14 protein-coding genes and 1 CRISPR repeat array are annotated in these 22,014 nt (G+C 69.0%); of the genes, 4 read left to right on the top strand and 10 right to left on the bottom strand.

What is annotated here, in order from left to right; genetic code table 11:
• Positions 1 to 98: 98 nt before the first annotated feature.
• Positions 99 to 3,068: a helix-turn-helix domain-containing protein gene (locus tag ABD366_RS40065; protein WP_324775591.1), complete on the top strand. Its 2,970-nt coding sequence runs from the start codon at positions 99 to 101 to the stop codon at positions 3,066 to 3,068.
• A 97-nt stretch (positions 3,069 to 3,165) separates the two neighbouring features.
• On the opposite strand, the gene ABD366_RS40060 is transcribed toward ABD366_RS40065, so the two are convergent.
• Positions 3,166 to 4,233 carry a hypothetical protein gene (locus ABD366_RS40060; RefSeq protein WP_324775589.1) on the bottom strand — a complete coding sequence of 356 codons (1,068 nt, stop codon included), beginning with the start codon at positions 4,231 to 4,233 and terminating at the stop codon, positions 3,166 to 3,168.
• 2,471 nt (positions 4,234 to 6,704) lie between these two features.
• On the opposite strand from ABD366_RS40060, the gene ABD366_RS40055 reads away from it, so the two are divergent.
• Positions 6,705 to 7,664 carry a hypothetical protein gene (locus ABD366_RS40055; protein WP_324775587.1) on the top strand — a complete coding sequence of 320 codons (960 nt, stop codon included), beginning with the start codon at positions 6,705 to 6,707 and terminating at the stop codon, positions 7,662 to 7,664.
• Positions 7,665 to 7,823: 159 nt separating this feature from the next.
• On the opposite strand, the gene ABD366_RS40050 is transcribed toward ABD366_RS40055, so the two are convergent.
• On the bottom strand, positions 7,824 to 7,976 hold the full coding sequence (locus ABD366_RS40050; protein ID WP_324775585.1) for a hypothetical protein: 153 nt from the start codon (positions 7,974 to 7,976) through the stop codon (positions 7,824 to 7,826).
• Positions 7,977 to 8,189: 213 nt separating this feature from the next.
• On the opposite strand from ABD366_RS40050, the gene ABD366_RS40045 reads away from it, so the two are divergent.
• Positions 8,190 to 9,977 (top strand): hypothetical protein, encoded by a 1,788-nt coding sequence (locus ABD366_RS40045; RefSeq protein ID WP_324775584.1) that lies wholly within the window; start codon positions 8,190 to 8,192, stop codon positions 9,975 to 9,977.
• A gap of 210 nt (positions 9,978 to 10,187) precedes the next feature.
• Here ABD366_RS40045 and fxlM read toward each other — a convergent pair whose 3' ends face one another.
• The 6 genes from fxlM to ABD366_RS40015 all read right to left on the bottom strand — a co-directional run bounded on the left by fxlM (position 10,188) and on the right by ABD366_RS40015 (position 17,034).
• Positions 10,188 to 11,381, bottom strand: a complete 1,194-nt coding sequence (gene fxlM, locus ABD366_RS40040) for a methyltransferase, FxLD system (protein WP_324775582.1) — start codon at positions 11,379 to 11,381, stop codon at positions 10,188 to 10,190.
• Between the two features lie 14 nt (positions 11,382 to 11,395).
• Positions 11,396 to 12,538, bottom strand: a complete 1,143-nt coding sequence (locus ABD366_RS40035; RefSeq protein WP_324775580.1) for a lanthionine synthetase C family protein — start codon at positions 12,536 to 12,538, stop codon at positions 11,396 to 11,398.
• Entirely contained in the window at positions 12,535 to 15,558 is a 3,024-nt protein-coding gene (locus ABD366_RS40030; RefSeq protein ID WP_324775579.1) for a lantibiotic dehydratase, read from the bottom strand. The genes ABD366_RS40035 and ABD366_RS40030 overlap by 4 nt, the downstream gene beginning before the upstream one ends.
• Before the next feature lie 75 nt (positions 15,559 to 15,633).
• Entirely contained in the window at positions 15,634 to 15,810 is a 177-nt protein-coding gene (locus tag ABD366_RS40025; protein WP_324775578.1) for an FxLD family lantipeptide, read from the bottom strand.
• Positions 15,811 to 16,094: 284 nt separating this feature from the next.
• Positions 16,095 to 16,541, bottom strand: a complete 447-nt coding sequence (locus tag ABD366_RS40020; RefSeq protein WP_324775576.1) for a hypothetical protein — start codon at positions 16,539 to 16,541, stop codon at positions 16,095 to 16,097.
• A gap of 148 nt (positions 16,542 to 16,689) precedes the next feature.
• Positions 16,690 to 17,034, bottom strand: coding sequence for an ATP-binding protein (locus ABD366_RS40015; RefSeq protein WP_324775574.1), 345 nt, complete (start codon positions 17,032 to 17,034; stop codon positions 16,690 to 16,692).
• Positions 17,035 to 17,460: 426 nt separating this feature from the next.
• Between ABD366_RS40015 and ABD366_RS40010 the strand changes: the two genes are divergently transcribed.
• Positions 17,461 to 18,786: a DNA-binding protein gene (locus ABD366_RS40010; RefSeq protein ID WP_324775572.1), complete on the top strand. Its 1,326-nt coding sequence runs from the start codon at positions 17,461 to 17,463 to the stop codon at positions 18,784 to 18,786.
• 1 nt (position 18,787) lies between these two features.
• Here the strand turns inward: ABD366_RS40010 and ABD366_RS40005 are convergent, their stop codons facing one another.
• Positions 18,788 to 19,804, bottom strand: a complete 1,017-nt coding sequence (locus ABD366_RS40005) for an NAD-dependent epimerase/dehydratase family protein (RefSeq protein WP_324775571.1) — start codon at positions 19,802 to 19,804, stop codon at positions 18,788 to 18,790.
• A gap of 777 nt (positions 19,805 to 20,581) precedes the next feature.
• A complete protein-coding gene (locus ABD366_RS40000; RefSeq protein WP_324775569.1) occupies positions 20,582 to 20,953 on the bottom strand; it encodes a hypothetical protein in 372 nt (123 codons plus the stop codon).
• A 226-nt stretch (positions 20,954 to 21,179) separates the two neighbouring features.
• A CRISPR array of direct repeats spans positions 21,180 to 22,001; the repeat unit is 29 nt; unit sequence GGGACCATCCCCGCGGGTGCGGGGAGCAG.
• Positions 22,002 to 22,014: the final 13 nt, after the last annotated feature.

Here is a 22,014-nt window from a genome sequence, read left to right as displayed (position 1 = left end):
GTTTCGATAGACACCCGGTTGTGTCAGCGATGTTGCGGCTTCCTGGGTGCAGCCTCGTCCATCTGTACGAAGATGTACACGGCTGCACGGGAGGGGACATGGACAACGAACAGGCGCAGGGCGCGCGGGATGCGTTGCGCCACATGCTCACAGATGCACGGGCGAAGGAGCGATGGACGCTTGTACGGCTGGCCGGCCGGACAGGTCTGAGCAGAACTACGGTCAGCAAGGCCCTCAATGGCAGGGAGACATCGCCCGACACCCTGGTGCGTCTCGCAGGGGCGCTGAAACTGGATCCGAACGTTCTCCTGGGCTTGCATCGCGCGGCGACGAGTGGCACCCGCATTGATAAGTCAAGTGAACCGCTGCCAGCGCCGGATCCCGAAGAGAAAGAACGGTTGGGCCGCAGTATTGGTGGGCTGAATCCTTACGCCTTAGAGGTACACCGTTCGATTGGCACCTCTGCATCTGCCGTTCAGTCACCGCACCTTCCTCATTATGTGAAACGCGCGCACGACCATGCGTTGCGGGCTGTTGCGCGGAAAGCCGTCGAGGGAATCAGCCAGATGGTTGTGCTGGTGGGGTCTTCCTCGACTGGTAAGACTCGCGCGTGCTGGGAGGTGCTCCAGAGTCTCCCATCGGATTGGCTGTTGTGGCATCCGATCGACCCCGACCGTCCTGACGCGGCTCTTCGTGACGTAGCCCGTGTGGGTCCGCGGACTGTTGTGTGGCTGAACGAGGCACAGCACTACTTGCTCGATCCGCGTGTGGGTGAGCAGGTCGCCGCCGGGCTTCGTTCGCTGTTGGGCGACGAGTCACGAGGCCCGGTGCTGGTTCTGGGCACGATTTGGCCGGAGTATCACGAGCCGCTCGTTCGTGAACCGCGAGTGCATCTGCGGGAAACCGATCTCCACCCGCAAGCGCGTGCGCTGTTGGCCGGCCGTTGCGTTGCCGTGCCAGGCCGCTTTGAGGATGCCGCGGTGGAGTCGATGAAGCGAGGCGCGGATCAGGTGCTGGCTTTTGCGGCTGCGCGGGCTGAAGACGGGATGGTGGCCCAGTATCTGGCAGGGGCACCGGAGCTGCGGGGGCGTTTTGTACAAGCTTCGCCAGGGGTCCGGGCGTTGCTTGAGGCGGCAATGGATGCCCGCCGGGTGGGACATCCGTTGGCATTGCCCCTTCCGTTTCTGGCCAGCGCGGCGGAAGGCTACCTGACGGACAGTGAGTGGGACCTTCTGGCTGAGAACTGGCTGGAGCATGCCTTGGCGTTGGTCAGCGAGCCAGTTCGAGGCGCGCGGGGGGCGTTGTCGCCGGTGCGGCGTCCTCGCGGGGGTATTGCCAGTAGCAGCGTTCCCGCTTACAGGCTGGCCGACTTCCTGGAACAGCTGGGCCATACTCGAAGGACCCCGGCGCCCGGGCTCTTTTGGCAGGCAGCGGTGCAGCATCTTCGAGGGACCGTTGCTGCGGATTTCTCCCGCCAGGCAGCATCGCGGCATCTGCTCGAGGTGGCGCACCGGCTTGCGGTGGTATCCGAGGATGCCGGAGCCCTGCTCGATGCGGCGGACCGGCTGTTTGATGCAGGGCTCATCGAGGAGGCCTTGCACTGGTTCCAGCAGTCCGCGGACCAAGGTGCGGTGTTCGCGTACGGCATAGCCGCCCAACGACTGGTGCGTGCCGGCTTGGAGGAGACCGCGCAGGAGTGGTGGGCCAAGAGCCGTGCCACCAAACCGTCCTCATTCAGAAGGCACTCGTCATTGGAGGAAGATGCCCTGCAGGGCGACTTCATGGCAGGCCGCAAAATCGGCCGCCGCCTTGCTCATCGGGGGCGTATCGACGATGCGCTGCCCTGGTTGACCCGCGACAACGATCCCATGAATTTGCACATAGCCGGCTACTTCCTCGCCGCCTACCCGGACAGGGTGGATGAAGCCGTCGAGTGGTGGAAACGCTCATCCGCCGCCGGACACTCGTACGCCCTGCAGCACGCCAGCACGCTTCTAGCTGAGCACGGTCGATGGTCGGAGGCGTGGGACCTTGCGGCACAAAGCGCAGGCAGAGACGGACCGCACGCGTTCCGTTCGATAGCCGCCGTCCTCTTTGGTGAGGACGACTTGGATGACGCGGCGAAGTGGTACGAGCAAGGCGGCCTGGCGGGTGACAGCGTGGCCTTCCGGGTCATGGCTGACCGGCTCGTCAAGGCAGGACGCCTTGCTGACTCCGTCGACTGGTACAAGAAGGCGCAGCAGCATGGAGACATGACCTTGCCCGGCCTGTCTACGTGGCCCGACGCGCTGTCTCTGGATGAGACCATCATGGCCGCTCTGCCCCGGCACGTGGCGATGTATCTGTCGGAGAAGGCGATCAGTGATCTGAGGCTACAAGGAAGAGACAGGGAGGCTGACGAGCTCTCAAAGACGGCCGCGGAGGTCCTCGGGCCCACAGCCATACTCATGGACGACGCAATCCACCGGTACGTCCAAGCCGGGCAGAACCGGGAGGCAGCTGAGACTGCGCAGCGCGCGTATCAATGGACGGCCGAACCGCTCTACCTCATGACCGCCGCTGCAGCACTTCTTCGCCATGGACAGCTCGATGAGGCCGTCCAGATCTACTGGCAGGCGAGCGGAGCAGGTCGGAGTGAGGCGCTGAGCGAAGCCGGCGAGCACCTTGCTGCCGCCGGACGGCTAGACGAGGCCCTTTCGTTGTTTCGGAAGGCCGCTGAGGGCGGTGACCTCAACGCGCACTACCGGGCGGCGAAACACCTGAGTCGGGCTGACCGACTCGACGAGGCAGTCGAGTGGCTTCAAGGCGTGCCTGCCGAGATACTCTCCGATGCTCTCGTGAACACTGCGAACCTCCTGGCCAATGCTGGCCGAATCGATGAGGCAGTGCGGGCTTTGGAACACGCCGCACGACTCGCGTCTTCGCAGTCCAATCTCGACCCGGGCTGGCTTGCCACGCATACCGCCATAACCCTGTTGCGCACAGCGGGGAGGGATAGACAGGCCAGCCTGCTGGAGAGATTCGGGTGGGCGGCCGACGGAGGAATCTCTTCAGAGTGGCACCCGTAGTGCTGTCCCTGCCCCTCCGGCCCCGCTTGAGCTGCCGCTCCCCCGCACAGCGTTCCGGCCACTGCGGGATGGTCCGCAACGGCCCAGAACCTCCGACTCAGCGTGCTACCGAAGATGCGCGTGCCGAGAGCTGCGGCGGCTGATGGCTACCCTGCCGACTGTCACACAGAGACTCGCAGACGTCCTTCGCCGACGGCTGCAATGACCCGCATAGATAGCGGGTGCCCCTGCCCTCAGGGGGCATGCCGGTTTCCCGGCCAAGCGGGTGGCGGCGGCTGGTAGCTGTACGCCAACCCCATCGCTCGTCCCACACCAACGCCGGCACCGGAGCGCTGGTGGAAAGGATCAGCGCGGCGGCCACCACGTCGGCGGTCACCTGCACCATGGCGACATCCTGCTCCTCGGCCAGGCCCTCGATGACGAGCGCGTCCGCGATGCCCTGGACGTACCCACGCAGCCGGCGCCCGCGCAGCACCGTGCCGGCGTACGCGATGGCCGCCTTGCGGACGGCAGCCGGGTAGCCCAGTTCCTCGGCGGCCTGTTCCGGCGTCAGGTCCTCGTGAGCAGCGCACAGGTCGGCGATGCGCTCGCCGCGAAGGCGGGGCAGGACACGGGTGGCGGTGGAGTTGGCGATGCCGAGCTCCTCGGTCAGCCGGGCGAGCGTCAGGGCGGGGTCGGCGTCCAGGAGCTCCCCGACGCGGGCGTGCAGCTGGTCGCGGGGCACCATGTCGCCACTGCCCTTGGGCCGGTGTCCCACCTCGCCAGCCGCCGACGACGGCTGCTCGCGGTAGGCCCGCAGCACCCCACGCGGGCAGTGCTCCACACCGGCCACCGTCACCAGGTGCGGCGCGATCCGCGGATCCCTCTTGTAGGAGTCCCAGGTCTTGGGGGCGACGTCCAAGAACGCGGCCGCCTCGGTCCGCTCCAGCAAGTCCTCCTCGTCATCGACGTCCGAGAGCGCCGGCACCGGGGCACCGGCGAGGAAAGCTGCAGTCTGCTCACCGTCCCACAACTTTCCCTTGGCCTCCGGCGCACTGATCGGAGCCGGGAACCCGTCCGCCTCATACGGCTTGCGGTTGCGGAACGACTTCACCGACGTGAAACCCATCGCCACAGCCAGATCAGCACTGTTCTGCACGAAACCGAGGCGGCCCGCACGGATCACCCGGTACTCCCCTTTCAGGTCAGCGCCGCACAGAAGACCCCTGCGTGACTCGGAGCAATAACGCCGCGAGGCAGCGGGGCCTTCGATACGGCCGGCACCAACGGCACCGTCGGAACAAGGCTAGGGAGCCTACGTCACGGGCAGCAAAGATGCGGCCCGCACGCCGCCTCCGCCGCTAGACTCGACACCGTCACGCCCTGCAGGTCTCCTTCAGGTGTGTGGTCTTCGAAGGCCGGCGCCCTGGCCACCCCGCCCCGGCGGGATTGGGCGCCGGCCAACCTCCTTCTCGCGCGGTCCACCGCACCGGCCGCCGAAGCGCATCGCCCCAGATACGCCTCTGCGCACTCCCCCTCCTCGCCGGTGAGTTGGCAAAGGCTCACGTCCGTCCGGCCCGGTTGCCCGCAAAATGCGCTCGACAGTCTCCGGCTGCCGGCGCCGATGCCGTACCTCCCGGGCCGCCGAGCAGCACAACGTTCCCGGGGTATCGCTGGTGCAGGTACTCCTCCGTGACGTACACGCGATCTCAAGGAGTGCGTCGGAGCAGCGTCCCGTTGTGCGCTCCTCCCGTCACCGGCCGCCCAGGCGGCCGACTTGCGAGCGCCCCCGGCCCCCGACATCCCCGAACATCGCGTCGATGGATAGCGCGTCCAGGACAGCCGACAACCGCCCGCTGGACTCCTTCGCGTGCTGCGCCATGGCCTTCTCCTCGCGGCGCTGCTGCGCCCATAGATCGGATGAGAGTGCAGGGGCGCAGTGGTGTCCGTTCGGTCGCGGAGGCTTCGCCGACGCGGCCACAATGGCACCGAACCCCTCCCCCAGCGCGCGCCGTCGGCCCGACCTGCTGCCTGCTTCTTCTTTCTCTTCTGCCTGCTGCCAGGGGGCCGGGGGTGCGTGTGTGGGGTTGTTAGAGAGCGCACCGGCCACCGAAACACGCTTTGAACTGGGGTTTTTGCCGTGCTTGAGCGTGGCGGGTACTGAGGGATGTTGGTACCGATCGTGGACCAGATACGGGAACAGATCGCGGTACCCATCGTGTGCCGGATGTTGTGGCAGGCAACCAACCCCCTCGCAGTGGGCCTGCGGGCTCCGGCGTCCGGCCGGGGCACCTCACGAGGCGGGCTCAGGCGACGAGCAGAGGCGAGGCATAAGTGTGCTGTTGCGTCTCTTCGGCCGAGCGGCCAGGCGGGCACCAGTACGCGGCGCGCAGGCATCAGTGCAGTTCAAGAGCACCATCCGGATCATCCAGGGCTGATCGGGCCAGCTCTCGAAAAACACGCAAAGTCGGCCAGTGCGCCGGGGTGAATGCGGGTGGATCGCCACGCCGGGCCGGCTCGATCCCCAGGCTCACGAGAGCGCTGCGAAGGATGAACCCATAGCCCTGCGTCACTGATCTGGCTTCCGCGGCGACACTGCCTGGTCCGGCTATTGCCACGGCGCTCACGGCCTTGGAGAGGTCCGCCATGAACCGTCGCGCTTCAGCGGCTCTCTCAACCAGGTCCGGCGTCGCGGCATCCCCGGCGCCTTGGAGTGCCGCTATCGCTGGCGGAAGCTCCTGGGCTGCACTCACGAACTGGGTGTAAGCGTCGGCCCGAGTCTGCCTGCGCCAGTGCTCGTGCTGGGAGCGCCGCTGCGAACCGCCTGCGTGTCTGGCTGCACGGATCACTCCGAAGGCACCAAGCCCTGCTCCAACTACCGCTGCTGCCGCAGCGATTGATGCTGTTCCCCCTAGATCCATTGATGCATTGTGCCAAGGGCCCGCCCTGAAAAGTAGACGTGCTCATCGATGGTGCATCACTGTCAGCGGGGCCCCGATGATGCTCATACCCCCTGTGCTCAGGGCGATCCGGGGAGTCACGAGGTGGCCTATGGGCGCAGCGTCGCGTGCCTCCGCCCTGTCTACGGCAGCAAGGTCCGCCCTGGGTGCGGAATTAACGGTCAGAGCGCGTCCAAGACAGCCGACGGTCGCCCGCTGGGCTCCTTCACGCGCTCGCCACGGCCTTCACCCCGGCCGCTCCTCCCCCACGCCCGAAAGGGATGAGCGCCGCAGGGGGCGCAATGGTGTCCGGTCGGTCGCGGGGGACTCGGGGATGCGGCGCGTGTTCATCAGTTCGCTTTTCAGGCTAAAAGGAGAGACGGCCCTCGGTGTGGCCCACCTCCAGGTTCACCGCAGGCGCGAATTCCGCGTGGCAGAACCGTAAATTGCGTTATTCACCGTCGGTGAATTCAACCTTCAGGCATACACGGCCTTCACCTTATCGACGGAGATGGTCGTCCTCGCTGGCTCCGCGGCCGCGTCGGTGGGGCTGACGGTGACCGTGATGTCGCAGATCCGGCGGCGGCGTGGTGTCGTCCACGCCTCCTACGACCCGATCTTGTTCCTGGCCAGGGAAGGACTGGAAACCATCGCGTTACGCGGAGTCTTTGTGGGCAGTAACGAGCGATCGTCCGGATCGGAGTAATCAGGGGGGCACATGGGGTGGAAAGACGCGTTCGATGACGCGATGAAGGAACTCACCGCGATACAGCGCCAACTCCAACGTCTCGACGACCCGACGGTCGGGCTGACCGCGCTGCACGGCGAGGTCACGCAGAGCCGCCAGAAGGTCCTCGAAAAGATCGAGGGGGGCATCACCGGACTGCGCGAGGAGAACCGGGAGGTACGCCGACGCCAGGACCGGATGATCAGCGACCTGAGCGAGACGCGGGCCGAACTTCGGGAACTGCTGGACCTGGTCGACGTCCTGCGCCCCCTCACGTTGGCAGACAAGGCCGGCGATGCCGCGCAGACGCGTCACGAGGAGCCCGTGCCGTCGGCGGAGGCCGGTTCCGGCCCCACCAGTCCCGCCGCAGCGCATCCGGCCGCCGTCTCATCCGACACCAAGACCCAGGGGGGAACCGTGGAGAACGTTGAGCGCCAGCCGCAGTCCGAGGCCCCGAGCCAGGAACCGGACCTCGCTCTCAAAAACGCCATTGAGGCCACTTTTCAAGGCACGGGTACTTCCCATGCCCAGCCCTCCGGCACCACACCGCAGACATCCACCGGCGCGGAGGACCCTCGGGTTGAACACGGTGTCCTCCTGCTGAGGGCCGCCGGCGTGGCCTCCGCCGAACTGATCGCGCACCGAGACACCTGGGAATGGCTTGCCGCCCTGGCCAACGACCACAGCCACTTCCGCACCCCGCCGGCCGTGGAGGACTTCAAGGAAGGGCGCATCCGGACCGTCCTGTCCGGTCGCTCCCTCATCGCCCTGCTGATCGAACTGTGGAACACGCGCTCCACCACCACCCCGCTGAAAGATGACTGGGCTGACTGGGCCATGGCCGTGACCTCCTACGACCGCATCGCCTCCGAACTCGCCAACGTCGGCGGGCACGGCAAGACCATCCGCATCGTCCTGGACGACGGCCTCCCCCACGACACCGACACCTGATCAGCACTGCCTGCCGACGAACAAGGGGTGGCCGCCGGATCGATCAGGCGGCCGTCATGGCGTGGAGCCTTTAGGAACTGCCCCTCACGCGGCGGGCTCTGAGCGCGTGGCCGCCTCCAGCCTGACCACCTGCGAGGCTCTGGTACCCGCCGCGATCGATCAGACCCTCCGCACCTCGGCTGCAAAAGCGCCAGCGTCCTGATCCACGAAGCGGCCGAAGGTCGCCGGGCCACCTTCGAGCCGACCGCCCTGACCGCCCTGATGGACCGCGTTCACGCGGCCCATCAGGCAGAGCACGGCCAGGTCGGTCACGGCCGGGTTCCCGACGCGGGGATGTGGCCTCGCACCGCCGTCTCCTCCATGCCCGAACTCATCCCTCGTTCCTGACTTGCCGCGCCCCGGGCGGAGCATGAGGCATGGCGACTTCGTGGATCACGCCCGTCCATGCCCGGGCGGGCCGTACGGTCTTTTCACGGATGGCGACCGGGTAATGACGCCGGGTCAGGTGTGGGAGGGGACTCGAGGATGGTCAATGCGCGTACGTACCCGCTGTGGCGGGAGCTCGCGATGAGCGAGGACCTCCCCAAGGAAGCACTCAAGACGGTGATCGGGGCCCTGTGTGCTCCGCCGATGGCTCGGAACGGCTTCGACGCCCAGGCCGACCGGTGGCGGGAGGAAGCCCTTAAGGAGGCGCTGCCCGCGCTGCTGGCCCGGACCTCCGCCAAGCGGCTGCGCGGCCAGCTTCTGCTGCACACCGACGAGAGGACACTGGCCGCCCTGGCGGCCGACGGCACCGTGACCGTCGCCGACGTGCCCGCGATCCTGCGGCATCGCCGAATTTGGGCCGGGCTGGTCTCCGCGCTGGCATGGCACCCGGGTCAAGTCGAGGCGGCCATCGCGCTCCTGCCCCGCCTGTCCTACCACGAGGCAGACAAGGTCATCGACGAGTGGGATCCCGACCGCTACACCCGCCCCAAAAATGCCGCGCCCGCCCCGCCCGTGCCACCCGAGCTGTTCGACGCCGTCCTGGAGGCATGCCTCACCCCGCTTGCCGCCTACCTGCTTCACCCGGAGCCCGAAGAGGGCTGGGAGGCCCTGTCAACGTATCCGAAGGACTGGTCGCTGCAGCTGGGCGGCCGCACCGGCTGGGCGATGCTGGCCCGGTGCCCCCAGCGGTGGGCGCAGCTCACCGCGCACCCCTCGCTCGGGGCGGCAGTTCAGCACCTCCTGCTGGACTGTGCCGAGACGCAGGCCTTCCAGGAGGCCCGGCCCCACGCTGCTGCCCCGGCCGGCCAGGAACTCCGCACCGACCCGGCGCCCGCGCTCAGCGAGGACCTGCTGCGTGCCTGCCTTCCGGCGCTGTGCCTGCCCGAACTGGCCGACCTGCCCCATGCGCGGGTGACCGCCCGCCGGAGCCTGCACCACATCGCCCAGCGCGTTTACAACAACCCACGCCTGGCCGGCCTCGCCGCCGACCAGCTGCACGCGACCGCCGATGCTCTCGTCGCCCGCGGCCAGCTGCTCAGCTGGGCCGACAAGCAGGAGGACGACTACGAGTTCGACGGCCGGGTCCTCCGTCTCGCCGAGGACCTGGCCCTCCTCAGCGCCAACCCCGACCACCTCGCCGCCGCCTGCGCGCAGCTCGCCCGGCTGGACCAACCGGCCGTCGTCTCCCCCACCTCGAGCCGGACCCTGCGCCGCATCCTCGGCAACTCCGCTCCCGACCACGACCGCCCGGCCCGGCTCCTGGAACGCCACTGGGAGCACCGCCGCGTTCAGGCCCTGTCCGCCCTCGCCGCCAACCCGCACACCCCACGCATCGCCGTCGCGGACGTCCTGAACTGCCTGCACCCTGCCGAACTGGCCTGGATCGCCGAGGGAGCCGACGTACCCGACTGGCTTGTGGCCGCGGCAGCCGCCGCCGAGGTACCCGAAGGCGAGGCCGACGGTGTGGTGCGGCTGCTGGACGACGAAGAGCTCAGCAAGCACCCCGAACCCGCGGCCGTCCTGCAGTCCTGGCTCGACTCCCCCGCCACCGGTGAGATCCTCTCCCGCTCCGAGGTCTACCGCGCCGTCGTGAAGTCCCGCTACCGCACCCTGGAACATCTGCTGCAGATCCCCGCCGACGAGATCCTTGCCGGCCACGAACCCGACATCGCCCTGCAGATCCTGCTGGAGCGCTGCGGGCGCAGCACCGACCGGTGGGCGGCGCTCGCCGCCGCTGTGACCTTCGACTACGACGACCAGGAGATCACCTTCGGTCAGCTCCTCGACTCCCTGGACGGTGCACCAGCCCGGGCGCACACGTCCTGAACGGGCTATTTTCCAGTCACACGCTGCAGAACAGGCGCGAGTTGACCTGCCTTCCTCCAACGGCAGCTGCCACGGCCCGCGATGGGGGGTGACGTGATGCGCACCCCCCTTCACCCCTGGAACGGCAACGGCCTCGATCTGTTACACCTCGCGCGGTCTGAACCGCCTCGGCGCCCTCGTTCGTACCGATGAGCGCCGAGACGGGGCGGCTCAGTAGGCGAGCGTGATTCGGCTTTCCCATTTTTCGATCGTATGGCCCGTCGGAGGTGCTGTCTCGACCGGGGTGATGGTCATTCGGGGTAGCGCGGTGCGGTCGGCTCCCCACGCTTCGATGTGCGCGATGAGGTGTTGGGCGAGGCTTTCGCCGTGCGGTCCGTACGCGGCCGCGCCGAGCTGGAACGGGCGCTGCGGGTCGGCGTCTTCACGGCGGTAGGTCAGGTAGGCGAGGGAGTCGCCGTCGATCAGGGCGGGGCTGCGGCTGGGCATGGCGGGCTTGCGGACCAGGTCCTGCTGTACGGCCTCGGGGGTGACCTCGAGGCGGCACACGCGGTCATCGCTGGCGGTGGCCCGCAGCCACACGCCGTCGAACGTTTCCCCCTTGCCGATCCGCTGGGCAGACCAGGCCCCGCGGCAGGGAGCGTGGGCCAGGGTGTTCGCGAGGGCGCTGGCATCGACGGCCTGGTCGGCGTCGTAGTGCACGCGGACGGAGCCTGTGGCGGTGAGGAGGGCTGTCTTCTCGCTGGTCTGCCCGATGATCGGGACGAAGCCGCACAGTTCCATCGCATCGGAGACGAGTGTGTCGCCGTGGCGGGTGAGGGCGACGGAGCGGGTCTGTCCGCGCCAGCGCAGCGGGAGGACGAGGCGTCCGCCGTCCAGGAGTTGGCTCCACCAGGTGGTCGGGATGTCCCAGACGCCGACGGTGGCCATGATCCTGTCGTACGGCGCGCTCTCCCATACGTGGAGCAGGCCGTCGCGTTCGAGGACTTTGACGCGTTCGTAGCCGGCGGCGTTGAGGGTGGTGCGGGCGTGCAGTGCGACGTCGGCGTCGATGTCGACGGCGGTGACCTTTCCTTCGTGGGCGAGTTCGGCGAGGAGTGCGGCGTTGTAGCCGGTGCCGGCGCCGACTTCGAGGATGTTGTCGTCGGGCTTTGCGGCGAGCTGGGCGAGCATCATCGCGACGACGGAGGGCACCGACGCGCAGGACAGCGGGAGCGGGCCGCCGTCGGGGTGGTCCTTGATGGTGACGGCCTGGTCCGTGTAGGCGTCCTCAAGTTTGATGCCCGGCAGGAACGTCTCGCGGGGGACGGTGCGCAGGGCGCGCTCGACTGCGGCGGGCAGATGCCGCTGGGTGAGGATGTCGTCGACCAGTGCGTTGCGGAGTTCGTCGGCCTTGGTCTGGCTCACAGTCTCGTTCTCTTTCAGTTGAGGAGGAGGCATGTCTCCCACCCCGGGATGCTGGGGCGGTTGGTGCTGAGGGTGTGCAGCGTGAGGAGGACGCCGGCGTTGCCGCTGAGGAGTCCGGCGCTTTCGGGTATGGCGTGCTGCACCATGTGGTTGCTGAGGTGTGTGCGCAGGGCCGGCAGTTCGCCGGTGAGGTCGGGGGCGATTGCGTCGGAGGCGATCCGGTCGGCGGTCAGCAGCAGCCCGGCCCATCCGTGGCAGAGCGAGGGGTCGGCGAGCTGTGCGAGCTGCCGGGAGTCGGTGACGGTTCCGAGGACGGTGTGCTCGGCGAGGCGGCGGGCGTCCGCGTCGTGCAGAGCGAGGCCGGCGAGTTGCAGGGCGCGTGCGATGCCGGGGGTGCCGTAGCACCAGGACGGCCGCGCCGGTTCGGTCCCGGGGACGGGACCCCGGCGGTAGGCGTTCAGCGGCAGGATGCCCGGCCAGCCGACGCCGTGGCCGGTGAGGGGCTGGGCCCAGGCGGTGAGGTGGGCGATGCCTTCGGCCAGGGCCTGCTCCTGGCCGTCGACGGTGTGGCCGGCGCGGTGGGCCAGGGCGAGGAGTGCGAGCGGGCCCGCAATGCCGTGCGCGATCCCGAAGTTGGCGTGTCCGTGCGCGAACCGCCCGGTTTCGGGGGTGCCGCTGGGGCCGGTGGCGGCCCACCAGCCGGGAACCTGGTGGCCGTCGACGGTGAGGGGTTCGGTGATCAGCCGCACCAGGTAGTGCAGGACCTGGTCGAGGACGGTGTCGCGGCCGCGGTGCAGGAGATACGCGCCGAGTCCGGTGAGGCCGCTGATCAGGTCGTACTCGCGCAGGGTCGGCGGCATCGTGCTGTCCATGCGGCGTGCGGCGGCGTTCAGGCGGTCGGTGACGATCGCGGTGACCTCGGCGTCGAGTTCGGCGAGGGCGCGCGCGTAGGCGCGGTGGCCGCCGAGGTGCAGGACGTAGGCGACGGCCGGCGCACCGTGGTACAGGCTCGCCTCCTGCGGGTGGGCGGTGACGGGCCGGGCGGTGACGGCTTTCGCCGCGGCGTGGGCCGCCGCCCAGTCCTCTCGGGCGCGCGCTGCGACCATCTCGTACAGGGCGGTCCCGGCGAGGCCCTCGCCTAAGTTGTCGTGGCTCACGTGTCCTGCCTTCTCAGGAGGGAGCGGCAGGCCTGGCGGGCCGCGTGCCGGCAGGCGGCTTCGCTGTCCCGGTCGGGCCCCACCAGGCGGTTGTGGAGCATGTGCAGCAGCGATTCAAGGAGCGGGCCCAGATGCCCGGCATCCGGGCCGGAGCCCCGTTGCCGTATGGCCTGGTCGCGGTAGGCGCCGAGTGCGGCCCGCCGCTGGGCCAGCACGTGGGCGAGGCGGTCGGACGCGTGCAGCAGAGGCAGGGCGTTCACCTGGCCGACGGTCTGCCGGGTGACCTCGCGACGCCCCGTTCCGGGGGCCGGAGTTGCGGCCATCCACTCCATCGCCTGCCGCGTGCCGAGGAACCCCTCCGCCATGTCGATCATGCTGAGTGCGCACGCCGTTTCCCGGTCGAGGGCGGGCACGTCGGTGAGGGCGTAGCTGGTCACGAGAGTGTCGGCGACGAAGACGTCCTCGGCGGCGTCCATGGCGGCCCCGGTGCCGTAGCGGCCGATCTCGGGCCGGTAGGCGTCGAAGAGGTGGTGGGACGCGAGCCGTTCGACGGTGAGCTGCCGCGCCCAGGCGGAGACGGTGCGCAGGGCGGCCGCGTAGCCGTCCGGCCCGGTGGCGGGGACTCGGATCCGCAGATGGTCGCTCTCCTGCGGCGAGCGGTAGCGCACGAACCAGACCCGCCCGGTGCCCAGGTCCTGCACCAGCCGTGGCAGGAACCGGCCGATGATCTGGTCCATGGCGGTGGGGTGGGTGAAGACCTTCACCTGCAGCCACCGTTGCTCAGAGTCTTGAGGGTGGGCCGGGCGGTTCGTGACGACGGGCACGGCGGACAGATCCGGGTGCGGCGCCTGGGGGCCGGTCGCGGCCAGCGGGACGGTGAACTCGTGGGCGTGCCCGATCCAGCCGAGTTCCTCGTCGGTCGGGGCCTCGGCGAACCGCACCAGCCGGTGGCGGCGCAGGTGCTGGTGGATGAGGCGCGCGTGGAGGGGGACGGCCAGGTCCACGCTCATGGTGCGGTCGGCGTCCAGCAGCTCCAGCCGGGGCGGGCAGTGCCAGGTGAGGGCCCATTGGCTCAGCGCCTTGTGCCAGGCCGCATCGAACGGGCCGTACGGCAGCGCCGCAGCCGACAGCTGCCAGCGGGCCGGGGCCAGAATGGCGCGGCCGTAACGCACCCGGGGCAGATACGGCAGGCGGGCGGCGGCCGGCCCCCAGTCGAACGCGGTCCAGGCGGTGGCGAATCCGCGCCCGAGCATGGCCAGGAACCGGGCCAGGGGCGGGGCCTGCTTCTCGAGGGCGAGAGGGTGGAACACGCTGGGTTCCACGATCCGCCGCCGGGAGAGACTCACCAGATGCATCCGCCCGCCGGTGGAGATCACGGCGAGGTCGTCGATATCGATCAGGTCCGCTGTCGCCTCATGGCTCTCCCCGACGGGGATGACGTAGGGCAGGAAAGCGGGGATCCGCGCGACGTTCTGCGCGTGGGGAAAGACGGGGGTGAAGGAGAGCTGGGCCGGCAGCGCCCCGTGGGTCATGGTGGGCAGCGTCCGGTAGGACTCCGCCAGTCGGCCCCCCAGCACCGTGGCGAACCGCCCGGACAGGACACCGGCCGCCCACGCCGGCCGCACATCGATCGTGAAGTCCCCCCGTGTGACGGCGTCCTGGCTGGTGGCCCGGATCCTGAACCCGATCTCCGCGTGCGAGGCTAGCGGCTGTTCCGGCTCGTCGGCGGCTAGGTCGTTGAGGTCTTCCTCGGTGAGCACCACTTCGCGCTCACCGGTCACGGCTGCCTGCATGGCCCGTGCCGCCAGCTGCTCATCGCGCGCCAGCACCGTCAGCGGCGCTTCGGACTCCATCGACATGGGGTAGCCGGCGGGCAGGCCGACACCTGCGGCCAGATCGACGGCCTCACAGACCGGGACCAGGACCCCGGCGCCGTAGCGCTCCTCAAACCGCATCCGGTACGCCGCCCACACGCGGCTCGGACCTCGGGTGCGGGTCAGCCGGACCAGCGCGTCTGCGGCACGTTCCACCTCGTCAAGGACCCGGCGCGGAACGGCCACCTGCGCATCCAGACACAGGTCGAGACTGATCCGGCTCCGGCTTTCGGACGGGACGGCCCGCATCCTCGCCTCCGCCATGCCCCGCAGAACGTAGGCCCTCTGAGCGTCCGTCGCCTCGTCATGGAGGGCGAGCAGCAGCGCCGTATCGCTGAGGCAGTCGAGCACGTTGAGGGTCGCCCGGTCGAGCTGGTCGGCGTGCGGCCGCAGAATGCGCCCGATGTGCCGGGCCGGGTCGACCGCAGTCATCGGCGCGGCCAGGTTGCTGGTCAGGTATCCGTCGGCGAGAGCCTTGGCGATCAGGCCCACGACCTGCTCCCAGGTGCCGCCGGCCGCAGTGAGGAGCTTGATGAGGTGGCGGCCCGGCACCGGTTCCACCGCCGCCTCCAGCAGGGCGGCCAGGGGGCGGGTGACCGGCGCACTCGCCAGCCGCCCGCCCGCCCGCGGCGTACTGACGATGTCGCCGCGCAGGAAGGACAGGCTGTTGACCTGAAGGGTCAGGTGAGGCAGCACATCGGGCCGGCGCTGCAGGTCCCGGCGTACATGGTCCACCCACTGGGCGTCACGGCGGGCGAGGGCCTGATAGCCCGGGCCGATCACGGCGGAGATCGGCCCGCACTCCGCCAGGGCGACGCCGGCGAACAGGCCGAACGGTGTCGCCCTGGCCGACGCCCGCAGCAGATACCTGGCCACCGAATCAGTGACCTTGCGCAGGCGCCTCAGCGGCACGTCATCGCCGCCGTCGCAAAGAATCCGCTGCTCTACGAAGCCGGCCAGGCCCGCAGACGCCGCGCGCAGCGGCAGGACGAAGGCCTCGTCGCTCCACACCTTCGCGAGCCACTGGCGGCACGCTCCCGGCGAGTCGGTATCGGGCCACTCCACCGGGCGGGCCCGCACCGGAACGGCGGCGGCCCGCAGCACCAGAACGTCACCACACATACGGAAAGACAGTCGGGTCGTCATCAACGATGTCCTCGGTCGGTGATGCGCGGGTGGGGACGCGGAAATCACTGCGCCCCCACCCGCGCCGGGGGTGAATCAGCTGGAAATACAGGAAGAGGCGCAGGTGGGGGCGCAGCCGTCGCCGGTGCCGCAGGCCTCGACGATCGGGGTCGGGGTTCGGGTAATGGTGGTTTGCAGCTCCCACTCGTCGTCGGCCGGGACCGGCGGCGCGAGGGACACGGCCGGCTGCTGCTCAACTGTTGGAATCGACACGAATACTCCTTCGTGGTCGGACCGCCCAAGGAGGCGCGGGGGAACCCGCAGGGCCCCCGTTGCGTGCTGCCGCATGGCCGGTGCAGCCCACAACGCGGGCACCGCAGTACTGCGGGGTGTCACGCCTGCCCGGCGGCCTGGCTTCACGACATCCAGGCCCCCGGGCAGAACTCACAGGGGCGTCGCACCGTTCATCGCGGAGCCTGCTGCCGAGCCGGATCCGCTCGACAGCAGGCCATCGACCCGTGCCCACCGCCCGGGGGAATTGGCGGCGAGCACGGTGCTCAGAGGGCTATGCCGAGCCGGGCCGCGAGCGTGGTGTGGGGCGTCGGCTCGGGCCGAAGCTGCCCAAGGGCCTCACACAGCGGACCCAACGGGACAAGACGGTCACTCGCCGAAGGCCGGTGCCAGTACGGACCCGGCGGCATACGACGGTTCACGGACGGCAGCGTGATCGTGTGCGGAAAGCCCAGACACACCGCATGGGTGTGCGACTCCCACCGGTCGGCAGACCCGGGCGGCACCAGCCAATAGAACCACCGGTTCCTGGGGTCCTCGATCACCGGGCCGCAGCCGCCTTGAATCCCATCCATCAGAGCGACCACAGCACGAGCTCGGAAACCGGAGCCGGTGATGACCACGTCGAAAAGGTGGCCACCGAGACGCATGATGATGTCGCGGCCGGCTTCGACAGCCATGAGCGCCTGAATCACTTCTGCGAGGTCCGCCATATCTGCGGCAGGCTCTCGTGCCGCGCCGGCCGACTGAGCCAGGTGCTGCATCACCTCAGCGCCGAACGGCAGCGTGACCGGGGCGAGTCCATCGCAGCAGTTCCTTCGGTCAGGAGGAGGGGGCACCCGAGCGCGAGGGCAGGCGGAGTCATCGGCTTGCCTCCTCGGGCAGAGCGAAACGGCACCAGGTTTCGGCCCCGGCTTCGCAGGTGCCCCAGGCCCCACCGTGCTCCTTCACCACGTACTCGACGATGTCGAGGCCGCGCCCGGATTCTGCGTCGCCGTCCGCAAGTCCGGGTACTGCTGCGCCTGACATGCCGTCGGTGACGGTGATCGTCAGGAAGCCGTCCTGGATGGCCATGGTCACGCCGACCTCTGCGGTGCCACTGTGCAGCAGCGCGTTGGTGACCAGCTCGGAGACGACGAGTGTGACCTCGTCGCTCAGGGCTTCCAGGCCGCAGTGACGTAGCCGTGCGGCGGCGATCCTGCGCATGGCGCCAACGCGGCACGCATCTTCGCGTCGGAGACCGACGCCCTGCTTGCGGGGCTGAACTGTGATTCGCTCACTCATCACGTCCCGGTCACGGAGCACGTCCGCGTGGGGCGTCCGTACGGATGTCGTGGTCATCACGTCCTCTGGGGGTTGGCCCGCCAGCACAGCGGTGATCACTGTCCTGTGTGCGTTTGGACACCTTCATTGAGGTGTTGATCAGCGTGGTCCTCTACGCGGTGCCATCGCCATGTCAGAGAGCTGCCGTTCTCACGCCAACCGGGCGGCGGTCTGCCATCTGGCTGCTAGCCAACTGCCATCTGTGCAGGATGGGTTGCACTGAACGGTGACGGCGGTATCCCCTTCGACGAAAGGGATCGATCCGGAGGCGGCCCGTCAACAGGCCAAGGCGCGATATCTGGGGGCGATGTGACAGAACAACCCGAGACTCTGCTCAAGTCCCTGTGCGACAGGCGCAACTTGGGCGCCCCCGACTTCGTGGAACTGTTCGGCAGAACCGCGGACGAGGTCGTCGGGAAGGGCGCCAACAACCCGACCTGCAGCGAACGGACGGTCTTCCGCTGGAAGGCAGGGAAGGCCCGCCCCGATTCACTGTCCGCAGATACTCGCCGCGTGCTGAAGGCCATGTTCGGCTGTGACGTCGCGGCCCTGTTCAGCCCCCCTCACGCGGATGATCCCCAGGCACCCGCGTCCAATCTGGAGTACGAGATCAACATGGCTGCACACGACGCTCAGGACGACGCCGGCGCAACTGCCGCGGCGTCCGTCTCCGACACCAGCCTCGACCAGCTCACCGACGACGTGACGTCCCTCGCGCGCGCTTACGTTTCACTCCCACCGATGGAAGCATTTCGGCGCGGCCGCGCGCTCCAGGAACAACTGCAAGGCCAGCGAGACCGCACCCAGATCCCCACTCAGCAGCAGCGTCTCCTCGAGTTGACCGGCCAGACCATGGCCCTGCTCGCCTCCGCAGCCTTCGACCTCGGTTCCTTCGACAACGCCCGCCGTCTGGCCCGCGCGACGGACCTCTACGGAGAGAGCGCCCGCTTCGAACCGCTGCGGGCATTCGCGGACGGCATCCTCGCGTACATCGCGTACTTCACCGGCATGCCCGGCGAGGCCGTCCGCAAGGCTCGGCGCGCCCAGACATACGGCGGCCTCGGCGACGTCGCCCGGCGCCGGCTTCTGGCCATCGAGGCACGCGCGCACGGATACCTCGGTGATACGGACGCCTCCCGGCAGGCCCAGCTGCGCTCCTTGGAGATCGAGGGCGGGGCCCGCGACGACCTGCACGACGGCGTCGGCGGCGAGTTCGGCTTCCCTCCAGCCCGACTGGCCATGTCCAGCAGCTCCACTGCGCTCCTGATCCATGATGCGGACCAGGCCGAACAGTCCGCGCGACGGGCCATCCACCTCATCAGGCAGACCCCACAGAGCAGCCGTTCGGCGCACGTCCTTGGGGGCGCCGCCGCTGATCTCGCCATGGCCCGACTCCTGGCGAACGACGTCGAGGGAGCCGCCGAAGCACTCACACCGCTGTGGAACATCCCCGGGGACCAGAGGGTGACCGGCGTCCTCGTACGCACGGGCCAAATCCAGCAGTTCCTCGCGCAACCGGCCTACCGGGCTTCGACGCTGCCACGCGAGCTGCGCGACCGCGTCGAAGACTTCACCCGCAGCGCAAGCACCCATCAACTCAGCACCCGCTCCGCGCTCCTCCAGCTCGAGGCCTGAGTCAGGCCAGGGAGGCGAGGATCTTCGCCTCCTTCTCAGGGGCGATCCCGTGTTCTGCCCACCTCGGATGATCTACCGGACGCTCGTCTGCCGCCAACCAATCCCAGGTGTCGCGGACCGTATGAGTAATCGGACGACAACGCAGGCCCGCGGCCACGGCTCTGCTCGAGTCGACCGACCACACACCTCCGTGGGTCCGCCACAACGGGAGTTCAGTCCACTGAGCAACACCGTGGTCGGCCAGCTCGTCGGGTTCCACCCACTTGGGTTCCCCGGCCCCGCCGGTGACCGTCAGGCACTCGCCAAGGAAGTCGGCGAAGGTGATGCCGTCCGGGTGCGTGACGTTGTATCCGCCGCTGGTGGCACCAGCGGCCTGGTCGAGCGCGAACGCGGCAACGTCACGGACATCGACGGGCTGAATACGCCGACTGCTCGGTGCGGGCGCCAGGATCTTTCCGCCCCGCTTGGCCCGGTTCAACCACCAGGGCAGTCGGCCCACGTATTCACCCGGCCCCAGGATGACGCCAGGCCTGAGGAAGACCGCGGCGTCACCGAAAATCTCGCGCACGGCGCGCTCCCCGCCGGCCTTCTGAAATCCGTAGACCGTCGGGCTGCCATCCGTGCCGGTGTGTCCATACGATCCGTCCGCATCCGCTGGGCAGTCCAGCAAAGTGGACTGATCCGTGAGTGCCTGGTGCGGCCATCCCTCGTAGACGGACACGGTGGAGATGTGCACCCACCGCCCCACCGCGGCGCGAAGGACGGTGGCCGACAAGAGCACATCACGGGGCGGGAAATCCGAACTGGACGTGTCGATGACGGCGTCCCACGGCCCAAGCTGAGAGAGACGCTGCAGGTCACCGTGATCTGTGCGGTCTCCGTGAACCGGCTGAACACCGGCAACATCACGGCCAGAGCGACCCCGGTTGAAGGTCGTGACGGACCATCCGCGCGCCAGCGCACCCTCTGCGATGCGCTTCCCAAGGAACCAGGTACCGCCCATGACAAGAATCCTCATGCCCGAGATCCTGCCGCGCCTGATTGCCCAGCGGAAGGGACCCCGAGACCCGACAAGTCCTCGTGCGCTCGGCCACATCAGTGGGTCCGGGGGACACGGACCGGTCCCGCTCACCCAGAGCTCGGCCAATTGTTTGACAGCGCGTCACGCTGCTGTAAAGGGCAGGGTTTTGTCGAACGGGTCGTTCTTCATATCCCTCCCGGACGGGCCGCACATACACGGTGCCCGGGATGCGGGAGCCCGGCCGCCAGCGCCCAGCCCGCTCAAGGTCCTCATCGGACACCTTCTACTGCGCGAGGTCGCTGGCGGCGCCGGCGCGGATGCCCTGAAAACTCACGGGGCGGCCGTCGCTGACCGGTAATGCCGCATCGAACCAGTACTGCACGCGCTCGTTGACGGTCTGGCCTCACAGAAGCCGCCGCGGCTGATGCCCGTCTTCGCCGCCTCTCCGCGAAAGCAATCTTCCTGCTGCGGAGGACATACCGGAACACCGGTCCCTCCGTGATGCCCTGCGAGGCAGAGGACGCGAACAGCAAGTCATCCACCGCGCCCTGCAGGTCCGGAGTGCCGATCTCAGGCCAGATCGCGACGAAGGGCGCGTCCGCGTGATGCCGGCGATCGCGTCGTCCAGTCCGACGCGGGCCTCACACGCGTGCATAGCCGCAGTCTGTCGCAGCCGCCAGGACCGCCAAGGCAGAACAGGACATCTGCCACCGGACAGACACACTTCCGGGCCCAGTGTCCGTTCAGCAAGGACGCGCCCCCTCGCCACCGCTCTCACACGGGGACGTAAAGGTCCTGCGGTGACGCGCCCAGAATGAGCCCGTTGTCGAAGTGGACCTGCACCGTCACCAGCGGCCCCTGTTCCTGGAACGCCACCCACGCCGGATGCAGTGCGCCGACCTTCTGCTCCAGCTGCCTCCTGCTTTCCGGGGGCATGCCATCACCATAGGAGTCGAGCAGCGACTTGAGCCGCTCGTACTCACGGACATCGGCGTCCTCGCGGACGTGTTCGACGACTTCTGCCACGGTTCCTTCGGCGTCGGCGGCGAGGGAGAGGATGCCGATGACCACCCCGGACACCTCGATCGGGTCGGTCAGACGGAGATCAGCGGCCAGCTTGACCCGCTGGCCTTCCTGCAAAGTCATGGGATTCCCTGTTCCACGGTCCAGTCGTGCTCGCCCAATGATCGCCCTCGTCCCGCTGGGCCCTGATACCGGCCGGGCCGCTGGCGGCGATCACAACGGGGTTGCCGCCAGACGGCGTTCAAGACGCTACCGAGGAACCATCCCCCGCGTGCACGGGGAGCAGGGGGCCGTCCGTGTTCGGGGGCGGGGAGCAGCACTACGGCCACGCGCAGTACGACGAGTCGCTGGGACCATCCCCGCGGGTGCGGGGCGCAGCCCGTCCAACCTGAGGATTCATCCGCAGACGCGGGACCATCCCCGCGGGTACGGGGAGCAGCCGGGTGTGTAGCCGGGGAGGACACCGCCGGTGGGACCATCCCCGCGGGCGCGGGGAGCAGGGTGTCTGTGGTGTCCGTTTCGGGACACAGTTGGGACCATCCCCGTGGGTACGGGGAGCAGCCGACCGAGTCGCTGATCGTGCGCCCGCCGGTGGGACCATCCCCGCGGGTGCGGGGAGCAGCTGCGGATCTCGGCGCGGGTGGCCGCCACCTCGGGACCATCCCCGCGGGTGCGGGGAGCAGTCCCGCAAGAGCACGGTCCCGCCGACCACGTCGGGACCATCCCCGCGGGTGCGGGGAGCAGCCCGACAGCGACGTCCCCGAGGACCGGCTGGAGGGACCATCCCCGCGGGTGCGGGGAGCAGCCCTTGGCGGTTGATGGCCATACCCCGGGGCCGGGACCATCCCCGCGGGTACGGGGAGCAGCCCTCGGTGACGGTCTGAGCATGTTGGCACACAGGACCATCCCCGCGGGCGCGGGGAGCAGCGGCAGGGTCGGTCATGCCGGGTGCTGAGGTGGGGACCATCCCCGCGGGCGCGGGGAGCAGACGACATCGCGCAGCAACAACCGGGAGTCGAGGGGACCATCCCCGCGGGCGCGGGGAGCAGATCGGCCGCTGCCCGCGCCGCGCGGCACTCTCGGGACCATCCCCGCGGGCGCGGGGAGCAGGCGCTGGAGCTGGCCCAACAGTCCGCCGCCGGGGGACCATCCCCGCGGGCGCGGGGAGCAGGCTGAGTGACCTG

The organism is Streptomyces kunmingensis, assembly GCF_039533535.1.
Taxonomy (GTDB): Bacteria; Actinomycetota; Actinomycetes; order Streptomycetales; family Streptomycetaceae; genus Streptomyces; species Streptomyces kunmingensis.
This window is presented reverse-complemented; position numbering and strand designations above follow the sequence as displayed.

Coding starts and splice junctions, on each gene's coding strand:
- ABD366_RS40065 (WP_324775591.1), top strand. CDS start 99: ATGGACAACGAACAGGCGCAGGGCGCGCGGGATGCGTTGCGCCACATG.
- ABD366_RS40055 (WP_324775587.1), top strand. CDS start 6,705: ATGGGGTGGAAAGACGCGTTCGATGACGCGATGAAGGAACTCACCGCG.
- ABD366_RS40045 (WP_324775584.1), top strand. CDS start 8,190: ATGGTCAATGCGCGTACGTACCCGCTGTGGCGGGAGCTCGCGATGAGC.
- ABD366_RS40030 (WP_324775579.1), bottom strand. CDS start 15,558: ATGACGACCCGACTGTCTTTCCGTATGTGTGGTGACGTTCTGGTGCTG.
- ABD366_RS40020 (WP_324775576.1), bottom strand. CDS start 16,541: ATGGCGGACCTCGCAGAAGTGATTCAGGCGCTCATGGCTGTCGAAGCC.
- ABD366_RS40015 (WP_324775574.1), bottom strand. CDS start 17,034: ATGCGCAGGATCGCCGCCGCACGGCTACGTCACTGCGGCCTGGAAGCC.
- ABD366_RS40005 (WP_324775571.1), bottom strand. CDS start 19,804: ATGAGGATTCTTGTCATGGGCGGTACCTGGTTCCTTGGGAAGCGCATC.
- ABD366_RS40000 (WP_324775569.1), bottom strand. CDS start 20,953: ATGACTTTGCAGGAAGGCCAGCGGGTCAAGCTGGCCGCTGATCTCCGT.